Annotated in this window: 18 protein-coding genes; 11 read left to right on the top strand and 7 right to left on the bottom strand. The window is 63.3% G+C overall.

Annotated elements, in window-relative coordinates; genetic code table 11:
* Positions 1-3: 3 nt before the first annotated feature.
* Positions 4-903: an N-acetylmuramic acid 6-phosphate etherase gene (locus ASD31_RS20775; RefSeq protein ID WP_056338587.1), complete on the bottom strand. Its 900-nt coding sequence runs from the start codon at positions 901-903 to the stop codon at positions 4-6.
* 193 nt (positions 904-1,096) lie between these two features.
* Here ASD31_RS20775 and ASD31_RS20770 point away from each other — a divergent pair, with 193 nt between their 5' ends.
* From ASD31_RS20770 to nagA, 4 genes are read left to right on the top strand one after another with little or no spacing between them, the layout of a single operon-like run.
* Positions 1,097-1,981 carry an N-acetylglucosamine kinase gene (locus tag ASD31_RS20770; protein WP_056338584.1) on the top strand — a complete coding sequence of 295 codons (885 nt, stop codon included), beginning with the start codon at positions 1,097-1,099 and terminating at the stop codon, positions 1,979-1,981.
* A complete protein-coding gene (locus ASD31_RS20765; protein ID WP_056338581.1) occupies positions 1,978-2,742 on the top strand; it encodes a GntR family transcriptional regulator in 765 nt (254 codons plus the stop codon). Before ASD31_RS20770 ends, ASD31_RS20765 begins: the two co-directional genes overlap by 4 nt.
* Positions 2,743-2,770: 28 nt before the next feature.
* Complete coding sequence (locus tag ASD31_RS20760) at positions 2,771-3,793, top strand: SIS domain-containing protein (RefSeq protein WP_056339115.1); 1,023 nt, start codon at positions 2,771-2,773, stop codon at positions 3,791-3,793.
* Positions 3,790-4,950, top strand: a complete 1,161-nt coding sequence (nagA, locus tag ASD31_RS20755; protein ID WP_056338578.1) for an N-acetylglucosamine-6-phosphate deacetylase — start codon at positions 3,790-3,792, stop codon at positions 4,948-4,950. The genes ASD31_RS20760 and nagA overlap by 4 nt, the downstream gene beginning before the upstream one ends.
* 4 nt (positions 4,951-4,954) lie before the next feature.
* Here the strand turns inward: nagA and ASD31_RS20750 are convergent, their stop codons facing one another.
* From ASD31_RS20750 to ASD31_RS20740, 3 genes are read right to left on the bottom strand one after another with little or no spacing between them, the layout of a single operon-like run.
* Complete coding sequence (locus tag ASD31_RS20750; RefSeq protein WP_056338575.1) at positions 4,955-5,683, bottom strand: copper homeostasis protein CutC; 729 nt, start codon at positions 5,681-5,683, stop codon at positions 4,955-4,957.
* A complete protein-coding gene (locus ASD31_RS20745) occupies positions 5,680-6,600 on the bottom strand; it encodes an ROK family protein (protein WP_056338572.1) in 921 nt (306 codons plus the stop codon). Before ASD31_RS20745 ends, ASD31_RS20750 begins: the two co-directional genes overlap by 4 nt.
* Positions 6,597-7,958 (bottom strand): amidase, encoded by a 1,362-nt coding sequence (locus ASD31_RS20740; RefSeq protein WP_056339113.1) that lies wholly within the window; start codon positions 7,956-7,958, stop codon positions 6,597-6,599. The genes ASD31_RS20745 and ASD31_RS20740 overlap by 4 nt, the downstream gene beginning before the upstream one ends.
* A 210-nt stretch (positions 7,959-8,168) precedes the next feature.
* On the opposite strand from ASD31_RS20740, the gene ASD31_RS20735 reads away from it, so the two are divergent.
* Genes ASD31_RS20735 through ASD31_RS20725 form a run of 3 tightly spaced genes read left to right on the top strand, consistent with a single transcriptional unit; the run spans position 8,169 to position 10,740 of the window.
* Positions 8,169-8,906, top strand: coding sequence for a sulfate transporter family protein (locus ASD31_RS20735; protein ID WP_056338569.1), 738 nt, complete (start codon positions 8,169-8,171; stop codon positions 8,904-8,906).
* 53 nt (positions 8,907-8,959) lie between these two features.
* Entirely contained in the window at positions 8,960-9,604 is a 645-nt protein-coding gene (locus ASD31_RS20730; RefSeq protein WP_056338565.1) for a transcriptional regulator, read from the top strand.
* Positions 9,601-10,740 carry an aminotransferase class I/II-fold pyridoxal phosphate-dependent enzyme gene (locus ASD31_RS20725; RefSeq protein WP_056338562.1) on the top strand — a complete coding sequence of 380 codons (1,140 nt, stop codon included), beginning with the start codon at positions 9,601-9,603 and terminating at the stop codon, positions 10,738-10,740. Before ASD31_RS20730 ends, ASD31_RS20725 begins: the two co-directional genes overlap by 4 nt.
* A 42-nt stretch (positions 10,741-10,782) precedes the next feature.
* Here the strand turns inward: ASD31_RS20725 and ASD31_RS20720 are convergent, their stop codons facing one another.
* Positions 10,783-11,325, bottom strand: a complete 543-nt coding sequence (locus ASD31_RS20720) for a Pycsar system effector family protein (protein WP_413813826.1) — start codon at positions 11,323-11,325, stop codon at positions 10,783-10,785.
* Between the two features lie 136 nt (positions 11,326-11,461).
* Here ASD31_RS20720 and ASD31_RS20715 point away from each other — a divergent pair, with 136 nt between their 5' ends.
* Positions 11,462-15,103, top strand: a complete 3,642-nt coding sequence (locus ASD31_RS20715; protein WP_056338559.1) for a FecR domain-containing protein — start codon at positions 11,462-11,464, stop codon at positions 15,101-15,103.
* Positions 15,103-17,079 carry a CHASE2 domain-containing protein gene (locus ASD31_RS20710; RefSeq protein WP_056338556.1) on the top strand — a complete coding sequence of 659 codons (1,977 nt, stop codon included), beginning with the start codon at positions 15,103-15,105 and terminating at the stop codon, positions 17,077-17,079. Before ASD31_RS20715 ends, ASD31_RS20710 begins: the two co-directional genes overlap by 1 nt.
* 21 nt (positions 17,080-17,100) lie before the next feature.
* Here the strand turns inward: ASD31_RS20710 and ASD31_RS20705 are convergent, their stop codons facing one another.
* On the bottom strand, positions 17,101-17,832 hold the full coding sequence (locus ASD31_RS20705) for a GntR family transcriptional regulator (RefSeq protein ID WP_056338552.1): 732 nt from the start codon (positions 17,830-17,832) through the stop codon (positions 17,101-17,103).
* 229 nt (positions 17,833-18,061) lie between these two features.
* Between ASD31_RS20705 and ASD31_RS20700 the strand changes: the two genes are divergently transcribed.
* The gene (locus tag ASD31_RS20700; protein WP_056338549.1) at positions 18,062-19,075 is read left to right on the top strand and encodes an SIS domain-containing protein; all 1,014 of its coding nucleotides are present in this window, start codon (positions 18,062-18,064) and stop codon (positions 19,073-19,075) included.
* Between the two features lie 85 nt (positions 19,076-19,160).
* Positions 19,161-19,973, top strand: coding sequence for a PfkB family carbohydrate kinase (locus ASD31_RS20695; RefSeq protein ID WP_056338546.1), 813 nt, complete (start codon positions 19,161-19,163; stop codon positions 19,971-19,973).
* A 54-nt stretch (positions 19,974-20,027) separates the two neighbouring features.
* Here ASD31_RS20695 and ASD31_RS20690 read toward each other — a convergent pair whose 3' ends face one another.
* Complete coding sequence (locus ASD31_RS20690; protein ID WP_056338543.1) at positions 20,028-20,780, bottom strand: amino acid ABC transporter ATP-binding protein; 753 nt, start codon at positions 20,778-20,780, stop codon at positions 20,028-20,030.
* Between the last annotated feature and the right edge of the window lie 2 nt (positions 20,781-20,782).

The raw sequence follows: 20,782 nt of genomic DNA, 5'->3' as shown, positions 1-20,782 counted from the left end.
TTGTCAATGTGCCGCAAGGCTGGACAAGGCGCGGCGCAGGTTTTGTCCGGCTTGCGAAAGCAGGGCCTCCGCCTCGGCCGCGTCCCTTGCGCCGGCGGCGAGCAGGATGGCGGTCTTCACCGAACCGTATGAGGTGGCGAGATGGCGGCCGGCTTCCGCGGCATCGATCCCGGCAATATCGGACACTATGCGGACGGCGCGACCGCGCAATTTTTCGTTGTCGGCTTTCAGATTGACCATATGCCCGTCATGGACATGGCCGAGATGAATACCGACAAGCGTGGAAAACATATTGAAGGCGATCTTCTGCGCCGTGGCTGCGCCCATGCGGGTGGAGCCGGAAATGACTTCCGGCGGCGTCTGCAACAGGATCGCGACATCGGCATTGCCGAAGAGAAGGGCACCGGCATTGTTGGCCATGGCGATAACCCTGGCGCCACGCTGGCGCGCCTCGTCGGCTGCGGCAAGCGCATAAGGCGTGGACCCGCTGGCGGAAACGGCGACCAGGCAGTCGCCCGTCCCGATGCCGGCATTGCGCACATCCTTGCGAGCCAGATCCGTGTCGTCCTCGTAACCGCCGGCCAGATCGGAAAGGCTTGCCGCACCGCCAGCCAGGAGCACGATAATCTTGTCGAGAGGGATGCCATACGTGCCGGGCAATTCCAGCGCATCGGTCATGGCCATGAGGCCCGAACTTCCCGCCCCGGCATAAGCCAGGCGGCCACCGCCGGCGAGCGCCTCGGCGGCGATCCGGGCCGCCTCGGCAAGGGGCTCGATGGCGGAATCGACGGCCCTAGCGGCGGCCTGCTGGCCGGAAGCAAGCAGGCGAAGCGCCAGTGCCGGATGCATGACATCCAACCCCGCCGCCTTGTCGTGACGCTCTTCCGTCCTTGCTGCCGGCATTCTGATCTCCTCTCAGTAAATTAATGCCAAAAAAATACCAATTGTCTAGGAAAAATTAACGGCACCGCGATGTTTTTTCCGCCGGAATGAAATAGTCGAAATTTGTCAGCCTCTTAACCGATATTTCCAGCCGGCACGTAAATCCCCCTTGGTTAATGGTATTTTTTTGGTATCATTTTCGTTGGAGGTATCAATGCCACATTATATTCTGGGAATCGATGGCGGCGGCACGAGCTGCCGGGCGGCCGTGGCGGATGCCGGTGGACGGGTACTTGGCCGCGGGAAAAGCGGCGCCGCCAATATCCTCACCGATCCCGACAATGCGCTGATCCATATCATCGGCGCGGCCAGGGCTGCTTTCGAGGAAGCCGGCATTGCCGCCTCCGAGATCGGTTCTGCCAGCGCGCTGCTCGGCCTTGCCGGCAGCAATGTCGGCGATGCCGTGCATTATGTGAAAGAGCGCCTGCCTTTTGCGAAGGCCGATATCGAATCCGACGGGTTGATCGCCCTCCAGGGCGCGCTCGGCGACCGCGACGGCGCTGTGGCGATCCTCGGCACCGGCTCGATCTACATCTCCCGGCTGGGCGCGGATATCCGCTATATCGGCGGCTGGGGCTTCCACATCGGCGATCTCGGCAGCGGTGCGCGCCTTGGCCATGCGCTGCTGCAGGAAAGCGTGCTCGCATTCGATCATATCCATTTGTCCTCGCCACTGACCGATCTGGTCATGGCGGAATTCAACTCCGACCCGCGTGCGGTGGTGGAATTCGCCCGCCTTGCGCGGCCCGGTGAGTTCGGCCGCTATGCACCGAAAGTCTTCGAATTCGCCGGCCGGGATGATCCGGTGGCGATCGCACTCCTGCGAATGTCGGCACAGACGATCGACGAAGCGCTCGACGTCATCGTGTCGCGTGGCAGCCGCCGGCTCTGCCTGCTCGGCGGACTGGCGCCGCTTTATCGCCCCTGGCTTGCCGAGCGGCATCAAGCCCTGTTCGTCGAGGCGGAAGCGGATGCGCTGACGGGATCGGTGGCGCTTGCAGCCAAGCGCTTCGGCGTATCGGCGGAGGTGGGCGCATGACCCAGCACCTGGAAACCCTCTTGCCGCTCGATGGCTTGCAGGCCGGAGGATCCGGGCCGCTCTATCTAAAGCTTCGCCAGTCGCTGGAGGAGGCGATCCTTTCCGGCAAGCTGAACCATGGCGATGCCCTGCCGCCTGAACGCGACCTTGCCGACTATGCCAGTATCAGCCGCGTGACGGTCCGCAAGGCCGTGGACGACTTGGTGAAGGACGGCCTCCTGGTGCGCCGGCACGGCTCGGGCACATTCGTGGTCAAGCCGGTGAACCGCGTGCAGCAATCGCTTTCGCGGCTGACCTCCTTTACCGAGGACATGACGCGCCGCGGGCTGACCACGACCGCGCAGTGGATCGAGCGCGGGCTTTTCCATCCCTCGCCGGATGAGATGATGGCGCTCGGCCTGCCGGCCGATGCTCTGGTTGCCCGTCTCGGCCGGCTGCGCATTGCCGATTCCATGCCGCTTGCCATCGAGAGAGCCAGTATTTCGGCGGAATTCCTGCCCGACCCGGTCGGCATCGGTTCCTCGCTCTATGCAGCACTCGACAAGACGAAATCACGGCCCGTGCGCGCCGTGCAGCGGATTTCGGCCTGCAGCCTGAAGGACCCCGATGCGGCGATGCTCGGCGTGCCGGCGGGCTCCGCCAGCCTTTCCATCGAACGCATTTCCTACCTTTCCTCCGGCCGCGTGGTGGAATTCACCCGCTCGCTCTACCGGGGCGACGCCTATGATTTTGTCGCGGAACTGACGCTGTCGGATTCCTGAAAGCGATACCACGAAGAGAGATATGACCATGCAGACGAATATGCGCCGTGAAATCGACGAGATTCCCGAAGCCGCGGCCCGCCTTCTCGACCAGTCGAGAACCGCCGTGAAGGAAGCCGGAGCGGCACTGCGGGCGAAGGACCCCGCCTTCTTCGTGACCATCGCCCGCGGCTCGTCCGATCACGCCGCGCTATTCCTGAAATATGCGATCGAGCTGATGACCGGCCGGCCGGTTGCCTCGCTCGGCCCCTCGCTCGCCTCGATCTACGGGGCGAGGATGCAGCTCCAGGGTGCCGCGTCGATCGCGATCTCACAATCCGGCAAGAGCCCGGATATCGTTGCGATGGCAGAGGCCGCAACCCGGGCCGGAGCGGTGACGATCGCGCTCACCAACACGCTGCCCTCGCCGATCTCGCAGGCAAGCACCCATCCGCTCGACATTCTCGCCGGCCCGGAAATCGCCGTCGCCGCGACCAAGTCCTATGTCAATTCCATCGTCGCCGGCCTGGCCGTGCTGGGCGAATGGACGGGCGACGAAGCCCTGCAGCGGGCGGTCGCCGATCTGCCGGCGCAATTTGCGAAAGCCGTGAAACTCGACTGGCAGATGCTTGCCGACCAGCTCGGCGACGCGGAATCGCTGTTCGTACTCGGGCGCGGGCCGGCGCTGGCGATCGCCAGCGAAGCGGCGCTGAAATTCAAGGAGACCTCCGGCATGCATGCCGAGGCCTATTCGGCCGCCGAAGTGCTGCACGGGCCGGTGGCGCTGGTGGAAAAGCGCTTCCCGGTCATCGGCCTTGCGGCACGCGATGCCGCGGAAGGCTCCGTTACCGACATTCTCGACGGTCTCAGTGCCAAGGGCGCATCGGCCTTCGTCACGTCTTCCAGGGCCAAATCGGCGAAAATGCTGCCCTTCGTCGAAACCGGACATCCGATCACCGATGCGCTGGCGCTGGTGCTGCCGTTTTACGGCTTCGTCGAAGCCTGGTCGCGCTCGCGTGGCCTCAACCCGGACGCGCCCGTCGCCCTCAAGAAGGTCACGGAGACACGATGAGCACGCAGACAGCAATTACCGGCGCCCGCATTTTCGACGGCGAGCATTGGCACGAGGGGCAAGCGCTGCTGGTGAACGGCGGCACCATTGCCGCCATCATGGCGCCGTCCGATCTGCCGCCCGGCATGGAGACGGTAGATGCGGGTGGTCTCCTTCTGGTGCCGGGCTTCATCGACCTGCAGGTGAACGGCGGCGGCGGCGTCATGCTCAATGATCGCCGCGATGTGGAGGGCATCCGCGCCATTTGCGCGGCGCACGCAAAATTCGGCACGACCGCCCTCTTGCCGACGCTGATCACCGACACGTTCGACATCCGCGCGGAAACGATCGCGGCGGGCAGGCAGGCGAAAATGGAGGCGGTTCCGGGTTTCCTCGGGCTGCATCTGGAAGGTCCGCATCTGTCGGTTGCCCGCAAGGGCGCCCATGACCCGGCGCTGATCCGGCCGATGGATCAGGCGGATCTGGAAGCCCTGCTCGCCTGCGCCGGGATCTTCGATGCGATGATGATCACCGTGGCGCCGGAAAACACGACGGTGGATCAGGTCCGCACCCTTGCCGAGGCCAGTTTCATCGTCAGCATCGGCCATACCGATGCGGGCTACGGAACGGTCTCGGCCTATGCCAAAGCCGGCGCCCGCACGGTGACGCATCTGTTCAATGCCATGAGCCCGCTTGGCCATCGCGAGCCCGGCGTGGTGGGGGCGGCCCTCGACATCGGCAGCCTTCATGCCGGGCTGATCGTCGATGGTTTTCATGTCGACCCGATATCGATGGGCGTGGCGCTCCGGGCAAAACGCGGGCCGGGGCGCATCTTCATCGTTACCGACGCCATGTCGCCGATCGGCTCCGACCAGACCAGCTTCCGGCTCAATGGCCGCGAGATCTACCGCAAGGACGGTCGACTGACGCTGGCCGACGGTACGCTGGCGGGCGCCGATATCGACATGCTGTCCTCGGTGCGCTCTGCGCATCAGACGCTCGGCCTGCCCCTCGAAGAAGCCTTGCGCATGGCCTCGGCCTATCCCGCCGATGCAGTCGGCATTGCAGCACGCAAGGGCCGGCTTTTGCAGGGTCTCGATGCCGATTTCGTGCTGCTGACCGAAGAACTGGAGATGGCATCGACCTGGATTGGCGGCAAACGCGTTTTTCAGGCCTGATTCATCATCGGACGTCGGAAAGCCGCGCTTTCAGCGCCTTGACCAAGGCTGCATCCGTCCTTCGCGCAGATGGCGTCACGAAGCCCAGCGAAACGAGCCGGGAATCCTGAGCCGGGACATCGGCCGAGCAGGAGGAATGCAGTTCCGTTATCCTGAGCCGCGGCAGAAGCGCATCCACGGCTCTTGCCGTCACGCCCGAGCCTGGCATGATCGAAATCCGCCCACCGGCCGCAGCGATGATCTCTTCCAGCGCATCGACAGCCTCAGGCGCGCTCCTTGCGCCACCCGATGTCAGGATGCGCTCGAAACCAAGCGCCACGGCGATCTCCACGGCTTCCGCGAAATCGGAAACCAGGTCGAAAGCCCGGTGCAGCGTCAGGCCGAGCCCGGCGGCGTGATCCGCCAGACGCCGCAGCGTCGCGACATCGAGGCTTCCGTCGGCAAGGCTGGCGCCCAGCACGACACCGGCAAGCCCGGCTGAGCGGGCTGCGTCGATATCCCGGCGCATGATGTCGATATCGGCCGGACTGAAGCAGAAATCGCCGGCTCGAGGCCGGATCATTGCATAGGTGGGAACGGGCAGCCGGGCGCCGAGCGCCATCAACCCGGCCGAAGGCGTCAGGCCGCCGACGGACAGGGCGCTGCAGAGTTCGATCCGGTCGGCACCGCCTTCGACGGCCGCGATCAATCCTGAAGCGTCCTCGACGCAGACTTCGAGGAGAATATCCGTCATCCGCTTTCTCCAAGGCCGAGAAGGGCCGCACCGATCAGGCCCGGTTCGATGCGGCACTCGCCGGGCACGACCAGTGGCCTGTCGAATTGCCTCAGGGTTCGCGAGCGCACGGTCTCATCGATCCGGGCAATCAGCGGCGCCACCTTCGACAGACCGCCGCCGACCGGGACGATGGTCGCGCCGGTGATGTTGATTGTCAGCGCAAGAGGCGATGCGACCAGATCGACCAGCACCTCGATGGTACGGGCCGCCGCGGCATCGCCCTCTTGCCAGGATTGCGTGATCTCTTCGCTGGCAAGCGTCTTGCCATGGAGCACCTGATGCAGACGCTCCATGCCGCGAGCGCCGCCCACCGTATCGACGCAGCCGCGCTGGCCGCAGCCGCAATCGAAAACCGGGATCGCGACTGGCGGCGTGCCTGCCTGCGCCGCCACCGCCGGGCCATGGCCCCATTCGCCGGCAAAGCCGCCCTCAGCATTGATCAGCCGCCCATCCACGACGAGACCGCCGCCGACACCGGTGCCGAGAATGGCCCCAAGCACGATCCGGTGGCCGCGTCCGGCGCCGGCACCCGCTTCGGCCAGGGCAAAGCAATCGGCGTCATTGGCGACGAGCACCGGCAGGCCGAGACGCTCCGCAAGCTCGGCGGAAAGCCGGCGGCCATCGATGCAAGGGATATTGGCGCATTTGATCACCTGGCTGTCTGGATCGACGACGCCGGTGATCGAGATGGCGATGCGGTCCGGCCTCGATCCGGCCTTGGCGATGACATTGGCGAGCGTCCGGGTAAAGGCATCGAAATCATCAAGCGGCGTTGGCCATCGCCCCATCGGTTCGACACGATCCTCGGCATGGGCGCTGGGATGGGCGACAGCGCCCTTGATGGCCGAGCCGCCGATATCGAAGCAGACGATCATGCCTCGCCCCGGATGACGGCCTCGGCCGCCAGCGCAGCCGAGAGCAGGCGCTCGTCTTCATTGCGCTGGCCGGAGAGGAGCAGGCCGACCGGCATATCCGCCTCGCCCGTGCCACAAGGAATGGAAATGCCGCAGCCATCAAGGAAATTGCCGATCAGCGTGTTGCGGAGCGTCTTGCCATTGGTCCTGAAGAATAGGTCGTCATCGGCCACCAGCGGCGCAATCGGCGGCGCCACATGCGGCAGGGTCGGATGGGCGATCAGTTCGCCGGGCGCAAGGCACGCTGCAAACTGCGTGATCAACCGCCGGCGCGCGTCCAGAAGCGCCACATAATCGGTCATGCCGATCTTCTCGCCCAGGCGGGTGCGCACGACCACCCGCTGATCCATGCGGCGCGCTTCGTCTCCCGCAAGGCGCTCCTTGTGCAAGGCATAGGCTTCGGCGGTGACGAGGGCGCCATGTCGGGTGATGAGGTCGAAGACCTCGGCGAAAGCCGGAAAAGCCCGCCGCTCGACGCGCGCGCCGGCACCTGCCAAACGATCCACGGCCGCCTCGAAGGCTGCGACGACGCCCGGCTCCGCATCGTCGAAGACCACCGTCTCGGCAATGACGATCTTCATGTCGCGCAGGTCCGTCCGGCCGATATCGGGCGCGGTGCGGCCACGCATGGCGGCATCGATCCAGACGGCATCCTGCACCGTGCGGCAGAGCGGCCCGAGCGAATCCAGGCTTTGCGCCAGGGGAAAGACGCCGTCCATGGCATAGCGGCCGCGCGTCGCCTTGTAGCCGACAATGCCGTTCAGGGCGGCCGGAATCCGGATGGAACCGCCGGTATCGGTGCCGATGGCGACGGGAACGAGCCCGGCGGCAACAGCGACGGCCGATCCGGAAGACGACCCACCCGGAATGCGCGGTACATCGCCCGAGGCCGGATTGTGCGGCGTTCCGTAATGCGGGTTGATGCCCAGGCCGGAAAAGGCGAACTCGCTCATATTGGTGCGCCCGACGGAAACCATCCCGGCTCCGGCAAGCGCCTTGACCACGGCGGCATCGGCAGTGGCCGGCGGGCTGTCCGACAGGACGATCGAACCTGAGGTGGTAACGGCTCCTGCCGTATCCAACAAATCCTTCCACGCCACCGGAATTCCATCAAGCAAACCGAGCGACCGGCCGGAACGGATACGCCGGGCGGACGCCTTTGCCTCCGTGAGGGCTCTCTCCTCGAGGAGGCTCGTGAAGATCGACTGGTCCTTATAGCCGGCTATTTTTTCCAGCGTGGCGGTCGCAAGCACCACAGGGTCGAGCGCGCCCGATTGCAGCAATACGGAGAGGCCCGCAATCGAATTGTCTTCCTTCATTTCGCTCAATGTCCCTTTGCCACTGCATTCACGCGCCACCATATCGGCATGGGCGCCGCTTACCAGCACCCGGGCCCGCCTGCGCACATGAATCTTGCCGGATTTGGCCGCCAGCCGCTTCACCGTCAGGCGCGGCGCACTTGTCGGCGGTCGCCACGCCGCCTACATGGCCTTGGCGGCTTGTCGCCGTGCCAACCCAGGGAGTTGTTGATGATCATCGAGGCGGCGCGGCTTTCCTTTGCCAATCTTTTCGCCCCGGAAACCCGTTCGGTGTTCTGGAAAGTGCTGGGCCTGACGCTCCTGGCGCTGGTCGCACTCTGGTTCGGCCTGCGTGAAACCTTTCTTTATCTCGCCCTTCCATTCGTCGATACGCTGATACCGGGCACGCCGGCCTGGGGCGGCTGGATTTCGTTCATCGTTGGCATTCTCGCCAGTTTCGGGCTTGCGCTTGGACTTGCCCTGCTGCTGGCGCCCGTGACCGCCCTGATCGCCGGTCTTTTTCTCGACGATGTGGCGGAGGTCGTGGAAAAGCGCGACTATCCTCAAGACCCGGCGGGACAACCCCTGCCGCTTGGCGAAGCGATCGTCGGAACCCTGAAATTTCTCGGCGTTATTGTGGTGGGCAATATCATCGCGCTGCTGCTGCTTCTCATCCCAGGCGTGAACCTGATCGCGTTTTTCCTCGTCAACGGCTATCTGCTGGGCCGCGAATTTTTCGAGTTCGCCGCCATGCGCCATCGCTCGCCGGCACAGGCACGGCTTCTCAGAGCAAAACATGCGGGCACGGTTTTCCTCGCCGGCCTGGTGCTGGCCGCCTTTCTTGCCGTGCCCCTGCTCAATCTACTGACCCCGCTTTTTGCGGCCGGAATGATGGTCCACCTGCACAAGGCGATCTCCCGGCGCGATCCAGAATTCGGCCGGCTTTCCGGAGATGCTTTGCAGCGCTGACTTAGACAATCAATCCATATTGACAAAACGTCTTATATCGCCGATAAGGCGCCATGGCTCATCCCCTGGCTCCCTTCATTCCCGTCTGCGACGCGATCGCCGCCCTGTTTTCACCGCATGCGGAAGCCGTTCTGCATGATCTCGAAAGCGGGCTGATCTTCCATATCGCCAACGCATTTTCGAAGCGGCGGGCCGGCGACGATTCGCTCAACGAAGCCGGCTTCGCTTCGTCCCTCGATCAGCCGGTGATCGGTCCCTATGGCAAGACCAATTGGGATGGCCGCAGGCTGAAGGCGATCACCTCCGTCCTGCGCGATCGTGACGGCGAGCCGATCGGGCTCCTCTGCATCAATCACGATGTCGAGGCCTTTGCCGGCCTGTTCGACCAGTTGAAATCCATGATCGATATCGCGGCACCCCTGCCCCAGTCCTCGACACTGATGGCGCAGGATTGGCGCGAGGCCGTCAACGCGGCGATCGGTGACTTCCTGGCCGAGCATCGGACCACGCTTGCCGGCCTTACGGGCGCGGAGACCGATGCCCTGATCGGCATGCTGGAGGCGCGCGGCGTCTTTGCCATCCGCAAGGCCGTTCCCTATGTCGCCGAGATTTTGAAACTGTCGCGCGCGACGATCTACAACCGGCTGGGCGCAATCCGCCGGACGCAGGATTCAGCATCCGGAAAGGACCTGTCATGACGCTGCCGATGCGCGACTTTGCGCTGGAAACCTACATGTCCAAATGGGAATTCGTCGCCAAATACAACATGACCGGCTCGGACGCGGAAAGCCTGCGCCTGCCGGACCTTCTGGCCATGGCGACAGAAGACGACCGGGCCGATTTCGAAAATCTGAGCCTCGGCTATACCGAGACCTTCGGCGCGCCGGCGCTGCGAGAGGAGATCGCCCGGACCTATGATCATGTCGGCCCGGAAAATATCCTCTGCTTTGCAGGCGCGGAGGAGGCGATCTATGTGGCTATGAAGGTGCTCCTGACAGCCGACGACCATGCCATCGTCGTCACCCCCAATTACCAGGCGGCCGAAACCCTCCCGCTCAGTATCTGCGCCGTCACCGGCGTGGCGCTCGATATCGACAGGGACTGGGATCTCGATATCAACCGGATCGAGGCCGCGCTCCGGCCCAATACGAAGCTGATCTCGGTCAATTTTCCCAACAATCCCACCGGAAAGATCCTCCCCCGGGACAGCTTCGACGCTCTGATCGATCTCTGCCGCAAGCACGGTCTCTGGCTGTTCAGCGACGAGGTCTATCGCCTGATCGAAAGGGACGAGGCGCTGCGCCTGCCGCAGGCCGTCGACGTCTATGAGCGCGGTATTTCGCTGAACGTCATGTCGAAGGCCTATGGCCTGCCGGGATTAAGGATCGGCTGGCTGGCCTGCCGCGACGGCGATTTCCTGACGCGTTGCGAGCGCTACAAGCATTTCTTGTCGATCTGCAATTCCGCGCCTTCGGAAGTTCTGGCGCGGATGGCCCTGAAGAACAGGCAGGCCATCCTGGAGCGCACGCGCGCGATCGTGCGCAGCAATATCGCCCAGTTGAACCTGTTCTTTGCCGAATTCCCGCATCTGTTCGACTGGCGCGAGCCGGACGGCGGCTGCGTCGCCTTCATCCGCTACAAGGGCGCCGACGGGGTCGAGACCTTCACGCGGCGGCTGGTGGAGGAAGCGGGCGTCTTCTTCCTGCCGTCGAGCGTCTATCGCTCGGATTTGACCGACGTGCCCGAAAACTGCCTGCGGGTCGGCTTCGGCCGGCTGCATGTGCCGGAGGGCATAACCGCCCTGCGCAACTGGCTGAATCGTAACGGCTTGTAACCACGAACTCTGTGTGCGGCACCGGGGCGCATAGGGCGGCCTTCACGCGGCCATCAGCAAACCCACATAGGACAGGACCGTTACCACCAGCCCGCGAAAGGCGAGGGCGACGAACCTGTATTTGCCGCGCGCGATGACCGAGAGCGTATCGGCATTGTCGAGATATTGCTGGAACAGATAGCCGCCATCCGCTTCGCGTGCCGCCTCGCGAAAGGCGTCGCGGTGCATGGGCCAGCCACCCCAGAACAATGTCGTGGTTTTGGCGCTCCGCCTCGGGAGAATGACCAGGATGGCGCAGATGACCGAAAATATCGAGGAAAGCGCAAGAAGCAGCGAGAAAAACGCGATCACCGGATGGCCGCCTGAATATTTTTCCGGCGTAAATACGCCCCGTCCCTCGCCGGAACTGATCAGGAAGGCCAGCATGAAGGTGAATATATAAGCGGCTTTCTGGTCTGAAATCTTGATCTGGTCGTAGAAGATATCGTTCACCTTCTTGACGTGATCGAAATAGTCGCGCCCGCCGAGTTTGCTATCCGGTTCCTGCGGCTTGAACTGCGTATCCTGCCTCGCGCCTGTATCCACGGTAACTCTCTCTCGCTATCCCATTGTGTTTCTCTCTTAATACACCTTAAGCGCAAAGCAACAGGGGCAGGTCTGTTGCGCTTGACTTTCCCGGCGGTCAAATACAGTGATCACCAGTGCATTATTGGGGAATTGCATGAAATACGCATCGACGCGGCTTGCCTGCGCCTTGGGAGCGCTCTGTCTCGCCATGCCGGCGGGGGCCGAGCCCGTGGCACGCCCGCTGCCCGCGGCCGGATCGGTGATCGCCCGCAAGTCCGGCGAGGAGGTTCGCTTCGTCGATATTTCGGACTGGCGCTATGTCGATCTCAACCAGGATCTGTTGAGCGGCGACGTGCTGCGCACCAATGCCACAGGCCAACTGGCGGTGCTGTTTTCCGATCGCACCCAGGTCCGGCTCGGCCGCAACACATCGCTTCTGGTCAAGAAGATGGGCGCCGGTGCCGATACCGGGCTCGAATTGCAATCCGGCACACTCTGGGCGCGGGCCGAGCGCGGTGGCGCGGGGCTGACCATCGACACGCCGGCGGCAGCCGCCGCCATTCGCGGCACCGACTGGACGATGACTGTGGGCGCCGACGGCAAGACTTCGCTGATCGTGCTCGAAGGCCTGGTCGAGCTCAGCAATGCCTATGGCAGTGTCCAGGTATCCGAAGGGGAAGGCGCTGTCGCCGCGATCGGCCAGGCGCCGTCGAAGATCATCATCGCCAAGCCGAAGGACAGGGAACAGATGCTGTTCAACCTGTCACTGCGCAATGCATTCCAATGGATGCCGGCGACGCCGCTGATCGTGCCGCAGATGCGCCTGGAGCGGGAACGGATCGAGACACAGGAGGCGAATGCCCGCTCGGCGGAGGACTGGCTTGGTCTGTCGGAAATCTATCTGACACTCGACGGCAGCGCCAAGGCGAGGGCCGCTCTCGAAGAAGCAAGAGCCCGCGGCCTTCGCGGCGGCCAGGCGGCGCGCGCCGATCTCGTCGAGGCGCTACTGGCCGGCTCCGAAAATCGCTATCGCGACGCCGCCGCCCTTTTCGAAAAAGCCGCACCGCGCCTCGACGCCAGGCGTCGGGCGATCGCCGCCTATGGCGGCTATTTCGCTCGCTCGCTTGCCGATCCAAACCATGTCGAACAGCCCCCCACAACGGTCAATAGCGGCTATGCGGCCATGGCGAAGGCCTGGACCGCCGGGTTCCGCGAGGATATTCCGGCGGCGCTTGAGGCAATCAAGGCGGCCGAGAGGCTTAACCCGAACGATCCGACGCTGCCGGCCGCGCGCGCCCAGATCGGCATCCTGCTGGCCGACGAAAAGGAGGTTCTCGACGGGATCAGCCGGGCCCTGGCGCTCGATCCGGAGGATCCGACCGCGCTGGAGGCAAGAGCCCTCTACAAGATGGGCATAACCAACGACCGGAAAGGCGCGCTCGACGATCTGAACCGCGCCCTGAAGACCGCTCCCGGCGCCAGTTCCGTCTGGAACACGATCGGTCTTGTCCAGTCCGATCGCGATGCCAACCGGAAGGCGGAAGAAGCGTTTAAAAAGGCGATCGAACTCGATCCGCTGGATCCCGTCGGCCATGCCAATCTGGCAATCCTCTATCTCGATGAAATGCGGATGGCCGAGGCCAAGCACGAGATCGACGAGGCGCTGAGGGTCGATCCTGCTTTCGATATCGGGCTGGTGGCACGCGGCCGCTACTACATGCAGTCCGGCGAAGTGGACAAGGCACTGGAGGACCTGCTGGCCGGCTCCACCGCCAATCCCGGCTATTCCCAGGCGCAATTGCTGCTTGCTGCCGCCCATTACGAAAAAGGCGACCGCGTGCCGGCCGCCCAGGCGCTCGACAATGCCGAACGGCTCGACCCCCATGATCCGGTCGTTCCGGTGGTGCGCACGGCGATCGCCATCGACGAGTATGACGCGGATGCGGCAATCCGCAATGCCCAGGAAATCATGCGCAGGACACGCGCGCGCGGCGGCGATTCCGCCCCGCTCGGCGCCAACCAGTCCGCCGGCTCGACCCTCAACGACGCCTTCCGCCTGCAAGGACTGGATGCCTGGGGTCAATATTACGGCGACGCGGTGTTCGATCCTTTCGCCGGATCAAGCTATATCGACCAGGCGGTGCGCGGGAGTATCAATCCTTTTGGCAATATCTACAGCTATGACGGCACCACCATCGTGAACAGCGCCAATGGCGACGCTTTTTCAGCCTTTTTCCAAGGCTTGATGATCTCCCCGCATATGCTGGCAGGCCGCGAGCGAACGGCCAATCTCATTCAGATGCCGTTCTTCGAAGTAGCGGCAGGCGGCGGGATCATCGCCGATGAAGAACATACAGGCTGGACAGGCGAAGCAGAAATCCGAGGATTGATGCAATCGCCATTCCCCGTCAGCGTCTACGGAAATTTCGAATGGCAGGCCCGTGAGGACACCGTCCCTACGACCCCGGACATTTATCGGGACATCGATGTTCTGGGCGGCAATGGCTATGTGACGGCGACACCCTCTCCGGACGACCGCCTCGTCGCCTATGTCAATCATGCCAAGTCAACGGATTTTCTGGATAACTATCTGGATTCCCGTGCTTTTCCGCTAGGCGGCAGTGATTCGCTGAACATGGATTATTCCCAGACAAATGCCGGCCTGGGCTGGAGCCACAGTTTCAGCGAGAGGAGCATATTGAACCTGGCGCTTCTCTATAGCGGTCGAGATACATCAACCACTATAACCAGCATTCTCAATACCGGTGCCGGACCGAATGGCTTGGCACTCGATATAGACCTGTCTCAAAAAAGCTATATCGCAGCGATCAACCATCTTTATACCGAGGGCGAAATTACCTGGCGTTATGGGCTGGAGGGAGGCCTTGTACAGGAAAGCAACACGCCATCCTTGACGATCTATAGGCCCGCCGAGCCTGATATTTTTGCTTCAGGCCGTGAATCCGAACGCCACGGGCTCGTTCGCGGCTATGTCGATGCACTTTATGAATTCACGCCCCATCTGAAGGCGGAAGCCGGTCTGTTCGGCCGCTATATCGGGGCGGCCAATGATCACGACATTCTTCTTGAGCCGAGACTGGGCCTCGCCTTTGAGCCGGCTGACGGCCACTGGTTGCGCGCCGGGTTATTGCGCGAAGGGGAAAGCGCCGACACGCCGACATTGTCACCAATCGGCATCGTCGGTCTGCAGTCCAATCAGACCAGTCTCGCCACGGACGGCTATACCGACACGCTCGCGTTGCGTTGGGATGCCGAATGGACCGATCGGTTTTTCACCGCCGTCGATTTCCAGCATCAGGCGGTAAAGAACTTAAGCCTTTCCATCCCCTTCAGGATCGACAGCCTCGCCTTATCGGAGGGCCGCATTGATCGGCTCGCTCTTACCGCCAACTTGGCACTTGGAAACGGCTTCGGACTTTCCGCCACCGCTGCTCACATCGATACGGAAAACCGGGATCCGGTTGCCGGAGCGATCGGCGGCCCTATTCCTTTCATTCCCGACAAGACCGGCCAGATTGCGCTGACCTGGGTGAACACCGCCAATATAAGGGCAACGGTTGCGGCCAACTATATTGGCGAGCGCGTCGGCGATGCGAACGGCACCCGGCTGGACGATTTCTGGACCCTTGACGCCGCCCTGACATGGGAGCCGCTCGACAAGCGCGTCGAGGTCGAGCTTTCAGCCTTCAACCTGCTCGACGAGGAGTTCGAAGTCGCTCCCTTTGTTTCGGGCTGGGGGCCCACCGTCAAGGGCTCGGTCAAAGTACGATTCTGATGGCCGCCATCAGAACCCGCCGCAAACCCAGTATCGATCTGACGGCAAAACGAATCCGGCGCCGTCGAACCGGGCTGGGCGTGCTCGCCCTGCTGACGGTGGCTGTGCTTTCTCTCGCCTCGCTTACCGCCCCCTGGTCGCTCACCGAACTGCGCAGCTTCGATTATCTCTCCACCCTTTCGCCGCCGCCGCTGCCAGCCGATGGGCCGGTGATCGTTGCCATCGACGAGCCGTCCATGGCCGAGATCGGCAGCCAGTGGCCCTGGCCGCGGGCGCTGCATGCACGGCTGACGGAGGCGTTGCGCAAGGCCGGTGCCAAGGCGATCGCCTTCGACGTGATCTTCGCCGAACCTTCCACCATGCCGGAAAACGACGCGGCGTTGGCGGCGGTGCTCGGTCCGGATGTGGTGCTGGCGGGCGACGAGACGCTGATTCAGACGCCGCAGGCCGACCAGTTCGTACGCACCGAGCCCTTGGCGGGATTCACCGCAACCGGCGCGCAGACCGGTATCGCCTCGGTACCCTTGAGCGGCGACGGCGTGCTGCGGCAGGTGCCGGCCTATCCCGACGGATTTGCAGCGCAATTGGCGCAGGTCGCCGGACGGCAGGCAGAGCCGGCAACCGGCATGGCGCTCCTCCAGATGTTCGGGCCGGCACGGACCTACCCGACCGTTTCCTACTACCAGGCGCTCGAACCGGATGCCTTCCTGCCCGATGGCTTCTTCCGCGACCGTGTCGTCATCGTCGGGCTGAGCCTGCAGAATACGCCGACGCTTCAGGCCGGCGGCGCCGATGTCTTTGCCACCTCCTTCACCGTGCATACCGGCCAACTGGTGGCGGGGGCGGAAATACAGGCGACGATCTTCGACAATCTCGGCAATGGCCTGTTCATTGATCGCGCCGGACCGGCGGCGGTGATCGCGGCGATCGTGCTGGCGGGTCTTCTGGCATCGGCCATGGTGTTCCGCTCGACCGGATGGCAGACCGCGGCCCTCAGCCTGCCGGTGCTAGGCGGTTTTGTGCTTGCCAGTTATGCGGCGCTGCGGCTTGGCCATGTCTTCATTTCGCCGGTTGGGCCCGTTCTCGCCTATCTCGCGGTCGTTGTCGGCCAGGCAGGCCTGGATTATGCCGCCGAGCGGCGCAGCCGGCGTGACATTACCCGGGCCTTTTCGCGCTATCTCTCGCCGGCGCTGGTGGAGCGGCTGGCCAATGATCCCTCCCAGCTCAAGCTGGGCGGCGAAAGGCGCACGCTCACCATCCTCTTTTGCGACGTGCGCGGCTTCACCACCATCTCGGAAGCCCTGAAGGACGACCCCGAGCAACTGACGACACTGATCAACCGGCTTTTGACGCCGCTGTCCGAGATCGTGCTGGAAAGCGGCGGGACGATCGACAAATATATCGGCGACTGCCTGATGGCGTTCTGGAACGCACCGCTCGACGATCCCCACCATGCCAGCCATGCGGTGGCGGCGGCGCTGCGGATGCTGGAGGCGATCGACCGGCTGAATATGGAACTGCGCGAAGAAGCCGGGCGTGAGCACCGAACGGCCTGGGTGCTGAAGATCGGCATCGGCATCAATACCGGCGACTGCGTCGTCGGCAATATGGGCTCGGCGCGCCGGTTCGACTATTCGGTGCTTGGCGACAGCGTCAATCTTGCCTCGCGCCTTGAAGGCGAATCAAAGAATTACGGCGTGCCGCTGCTGATCGGCAGCGAGACGGCCGCGCAATGCGCCGCCGATTTTACCTTCGTCGAGCTCGACAGCATCACCGTCAAGGGCCGCACGGCATTGTCGCCGATCTTCACCATTGCCGGCTCGCTGCCGGAACAGGTTCTTGGCGAACACAGGCTGATGCTCGAAGCCAGATATGCCGGGGCACTGCGTTCCGACGATACGGTTTTCGACCGGCTGGAGCGCGACATCCCGCAACTGCGCGATTATTACCGGCTGCTGCGCGCGCGGATCGGCTGATGGGCCTGGCCGCCTCCGCCGCTATTTGCGGGCGAGGCTGAAAGAAAAATGGCTGCCGCGATGATAGTCGATCGCAAGAACGACGGGCACGCCCGCTGCGCTGTAGCAGGTTTCGGTGATCAGCAGGGCGGGGCCGAAATCGCGCAGGTCGTTGCGCTCGACGACGTCATCCGGCAGCATGACGGCCGAGACGGTGGCCGCCGACATCCGCGGCCGCTGCCGGTATTGCTCGAGCAGCGCCAGCAGCGAGCCGCTCCAGTCTATATCGTAGAGCCGCGTTGGAATGATGCTGCGTGGAACGTAATCGAGGCAATACATGATCGGCTCGTCGTCCTGCAGCCGCAGCCGCTCGATGCGGATCACCCGCTCGCCGGCGGCCAGCTTCAGCTTTTCCGCCGTCGTCTTGTCGGGCGTCTCCTCGGCAATGGACAAGACCTTGTTGACGGTATTGTAGCCATAGTGGCGCGCCATGTCGGTGACGCTTTCGAATACCGTGATCGGCCTTTCGACGCGGATCGCCGACATGGCCGAAACGAAACGGCCGCGCCCGTGCTCGACATAGATGATATCGTCCTGCTCCAGCAGTTTCAGCGCTTCGCGAAGGGCGGGCCTGGAAATCTTGAAACGCTGGGTGAGCTGAGCCTCGGTGGGCAATTTGTCGCCCGGCCCCAGGTCTTCGTCATGAATGAGATCGGCAATGCGGTCACGAAGCTGGATGACCAGTGTTCGCGTATCGCGAAGGGGCTCGACCAAATCATCACCTCAGTCGTCGTTTCGTCCCCCTGTTCTTGTCTGACAAATTTGCACAGGTCAAGTTGCGTCGCGGCCTATATGCCGGGCCGATGACAAATCCGGAGCAGTTTCCGCCACGAAATCACCGCGTTCGGGCTTGACAGTAAAAAACGAAGATGTCAGTTGTCTTACAACATTCCTTGTCAGCCCGATATGCGGACAGTCCGCGATCCACCAGTGAGAACCAATCATGCTGAATTTTGACGAACAGAGATATGTGCGCATCCAGACGGGCGCCGTGGCGCTGGCCGAACGCTTCGATGCGGTGATCGGCGCGGCCCTTGCCGCCGGCGCGGAGAATATCTTCTTCCTGGGGACCGGCGGTGCCGCCATTCTGATGCAGCCGGCAGCGCAGCTGCTGCAGCGCAAATCCCGCTTCCCGGCCTTCCTGGACATGCCGGCGGAACTGATCCTGACGGGGTCGGCCAATCTCACCGAGAAATCCATCATCGTCATGCCGTCGCTTTCCGGCACGACCAAGGAAAGTGTCGCCCTGCTTGCCAAGCTGAAGGAGATCGGCGCGACGGTGCTGACCCTCGTCGGCCACGAGGAAACGCCGCTCGGCAAGGGTGGCGACCATGTCTTCGTCAATTTCGCCGAAGACGACACGTCCTGCGAATCCTTCTATCTTCAGTCGCTGCTGATCGCTCTTTCGGTCATGAAGCATCGCGGCGAGATCAGCAATTACGACCAGCTGGCCGGCGAGATCGCCCAGCTTCCCAAGCTTCTCCTGGAGGTCAAGCGCGCCTATGAGCCGCAGGCGGAAGGCTTTGCCAAGATCCTTGCCGGATCGGATTACCATATCGTCACCGGCGCCGGAAACGCCTGGCCGCAGGCCCATTATTACGGCATGTGCATTCTCGAGGAAATGCAGTGGATCCGGACACGCCCGGTTCATGCCTCGGACTTCTTTCATGGCACGCTGGAACTCGTCGAGAAAGGCGTCAGCGTCATTCTCTTCAAGGGCGAGGACGCGCTGCGGCCGCTGGCTGACCGGGTGGAAAACTTCGCCCCGAACTATACCGACAAGGTGACCGTGCTCGACACCGCCGGCTTTGAGCTTCCCGGCATCAGCAATGAGGTGCGCGCGCTCGTCTCGCCTGCCCTTCTGTCCTGCGTATTGGAGCGCATCAGCGCCCATCTGGAGGTCATGCGCAATCATCCGCTGTCGACGCGCCGTTACTACAAGCGCGTCGCCTATTGATCCCGACCGCTTGACAGCAAGACGGCAAAGCCGCGAATGCCAAGAGGTGTTCGCGGCTTTGCCGTCCGATACCAGACGAGGCTCCATGACGATTTTCCGCTTCGCCGCCGTCGGCGACAATTGCATCGACCGCTTCCTGCCGCCGCTTGCCCAATCGCTGGTCGGCGGCAATGCCGTCAATGTGGCGGTGCAGCTTGCCCGGCTTGGCCAATCCTCTTCCTATTTTGGAGCAGTCGGCGCCGACAGGGACGGAACACGCACACGAGACCTGCTTGCGGAAAACGGCGTGGATGTCGCGCATCTGCACAGCCGTGCCGGCATTACCGCCTATACGGATATTGCCGTGCTTGCCTCCGGCGAACGCGTCATCGGCCATGAGGATTTCGGCGTCTGCGCCGGCTACCGGCCGGACAGGCGCGAGATCGACATCCTGAAGAGCATGGACCATGTGCATATCGGCTGGATGGACGATGGCGGCGAGTTGCGGCGAACGCTTGCGGCCGCCGGCGTCAGCCTTTCGCAAGATATTTCCGTCAATGCCGATCCGGCCAATCTCGGCGTCGCCGGCCTTGCGATCGCCTTCGGCTCGGCCGGCGAGGACGAGGCTGCCGCCGAGGCGATGATCACGGCCTTTCTGGCCCAGGGTGCCGGGATCGCCGTCGTGACCTGCGGCGCACGCGGCGCGATGGCGGACAATGGCGGGACGCGGGCGCGGACCGGCATCCGGCCGGTCGAGGTGGTGGATACCACCGGCGCCGGCGACAGCTTTATCGCCGGCTTCATCGCCGCCCATGTCGGCGGCCTTTCTCTCTCTGGGTGCCTGGAGGCGGGCCGCGATCAGGCCGCCGCGACCTGCGGCCATATCGGCGGCTTTCCGCAGGTACCGCAGCCGCTCTGATCGGTTCAAATCGCGAAAGAGGCGGGCCGCCGCGGCGCCCGCCTTAAACGCCGTCTAGTGGAGCAACTGGCTCAGGAACAGGCTGGCCCGTTCCGATTTCGGCCGCGCGAAGAAATCCTCCGGCTGCCCTTCCTCGACGATGCGGCCCTGGTCCATGAAGATGACCCGGTCTGCGACCTGGCGGGCAAAGCCCATTTCATGGGTGACGCAGACCATGGTCATGCCCTCGCCGGCGAGCTCGACCATCGTGTCGAGCACTTCCTTGACCATTTCGGGATCAAGCGCGGAGGTGGGCTCGTCGAACAGCATCACTTTCGGGTTCATGCACAGCGCCCTTGCGATCGCCACGCGCTGCTGCTGGCCGCCGGAAAGCTGGCCGGGATACTTATCGGCCTGTTCCGGAATGCGGACGCGGTTGAGGAAATGCATGGCGATCTCGCGCGCCTCGCGCCGCGGCATCTTCTTTACCCACATCGGCGCAAGCACGCAGTTCTCGAGGATCGTCAGATGGGGGAAGAGATTGAACTGCTGGAACACCATGCCGACCTCGCGGCGGATTGCCTCGGCCTTGCGTTCGTCGCCGTCGAGCTCGACGCCGCCCACCAGGATCTGGCCTTCCTGGTGCGCTTCAAGCCTGTTGACGCAACGGATCAGGGTCGATTTGCCCGATCCGGACGGGCCGCAGATGACGACCTTTTCGCGCGGCGCGATCGACAGATTGATATCGTCGAGCGCATGGTAGCTGCCATACCATTTATGGACGCCACGCAGCAGGATTTCCGACAAAATATCTGGTGAAGTGGGCATGA

The sequence above is a fragment of the Rhizobium sp. Root482 genome, from assembly GCF_001426565.1.
GTDB lineage: Bacteria > Pseudomonadota > Alphaproteobacteria > Rhizobiales > Rhizobiaceae > Pararhizobium.
This window is presented reverse-complemented; position numbering and strand designations above follow the sequence as displayed.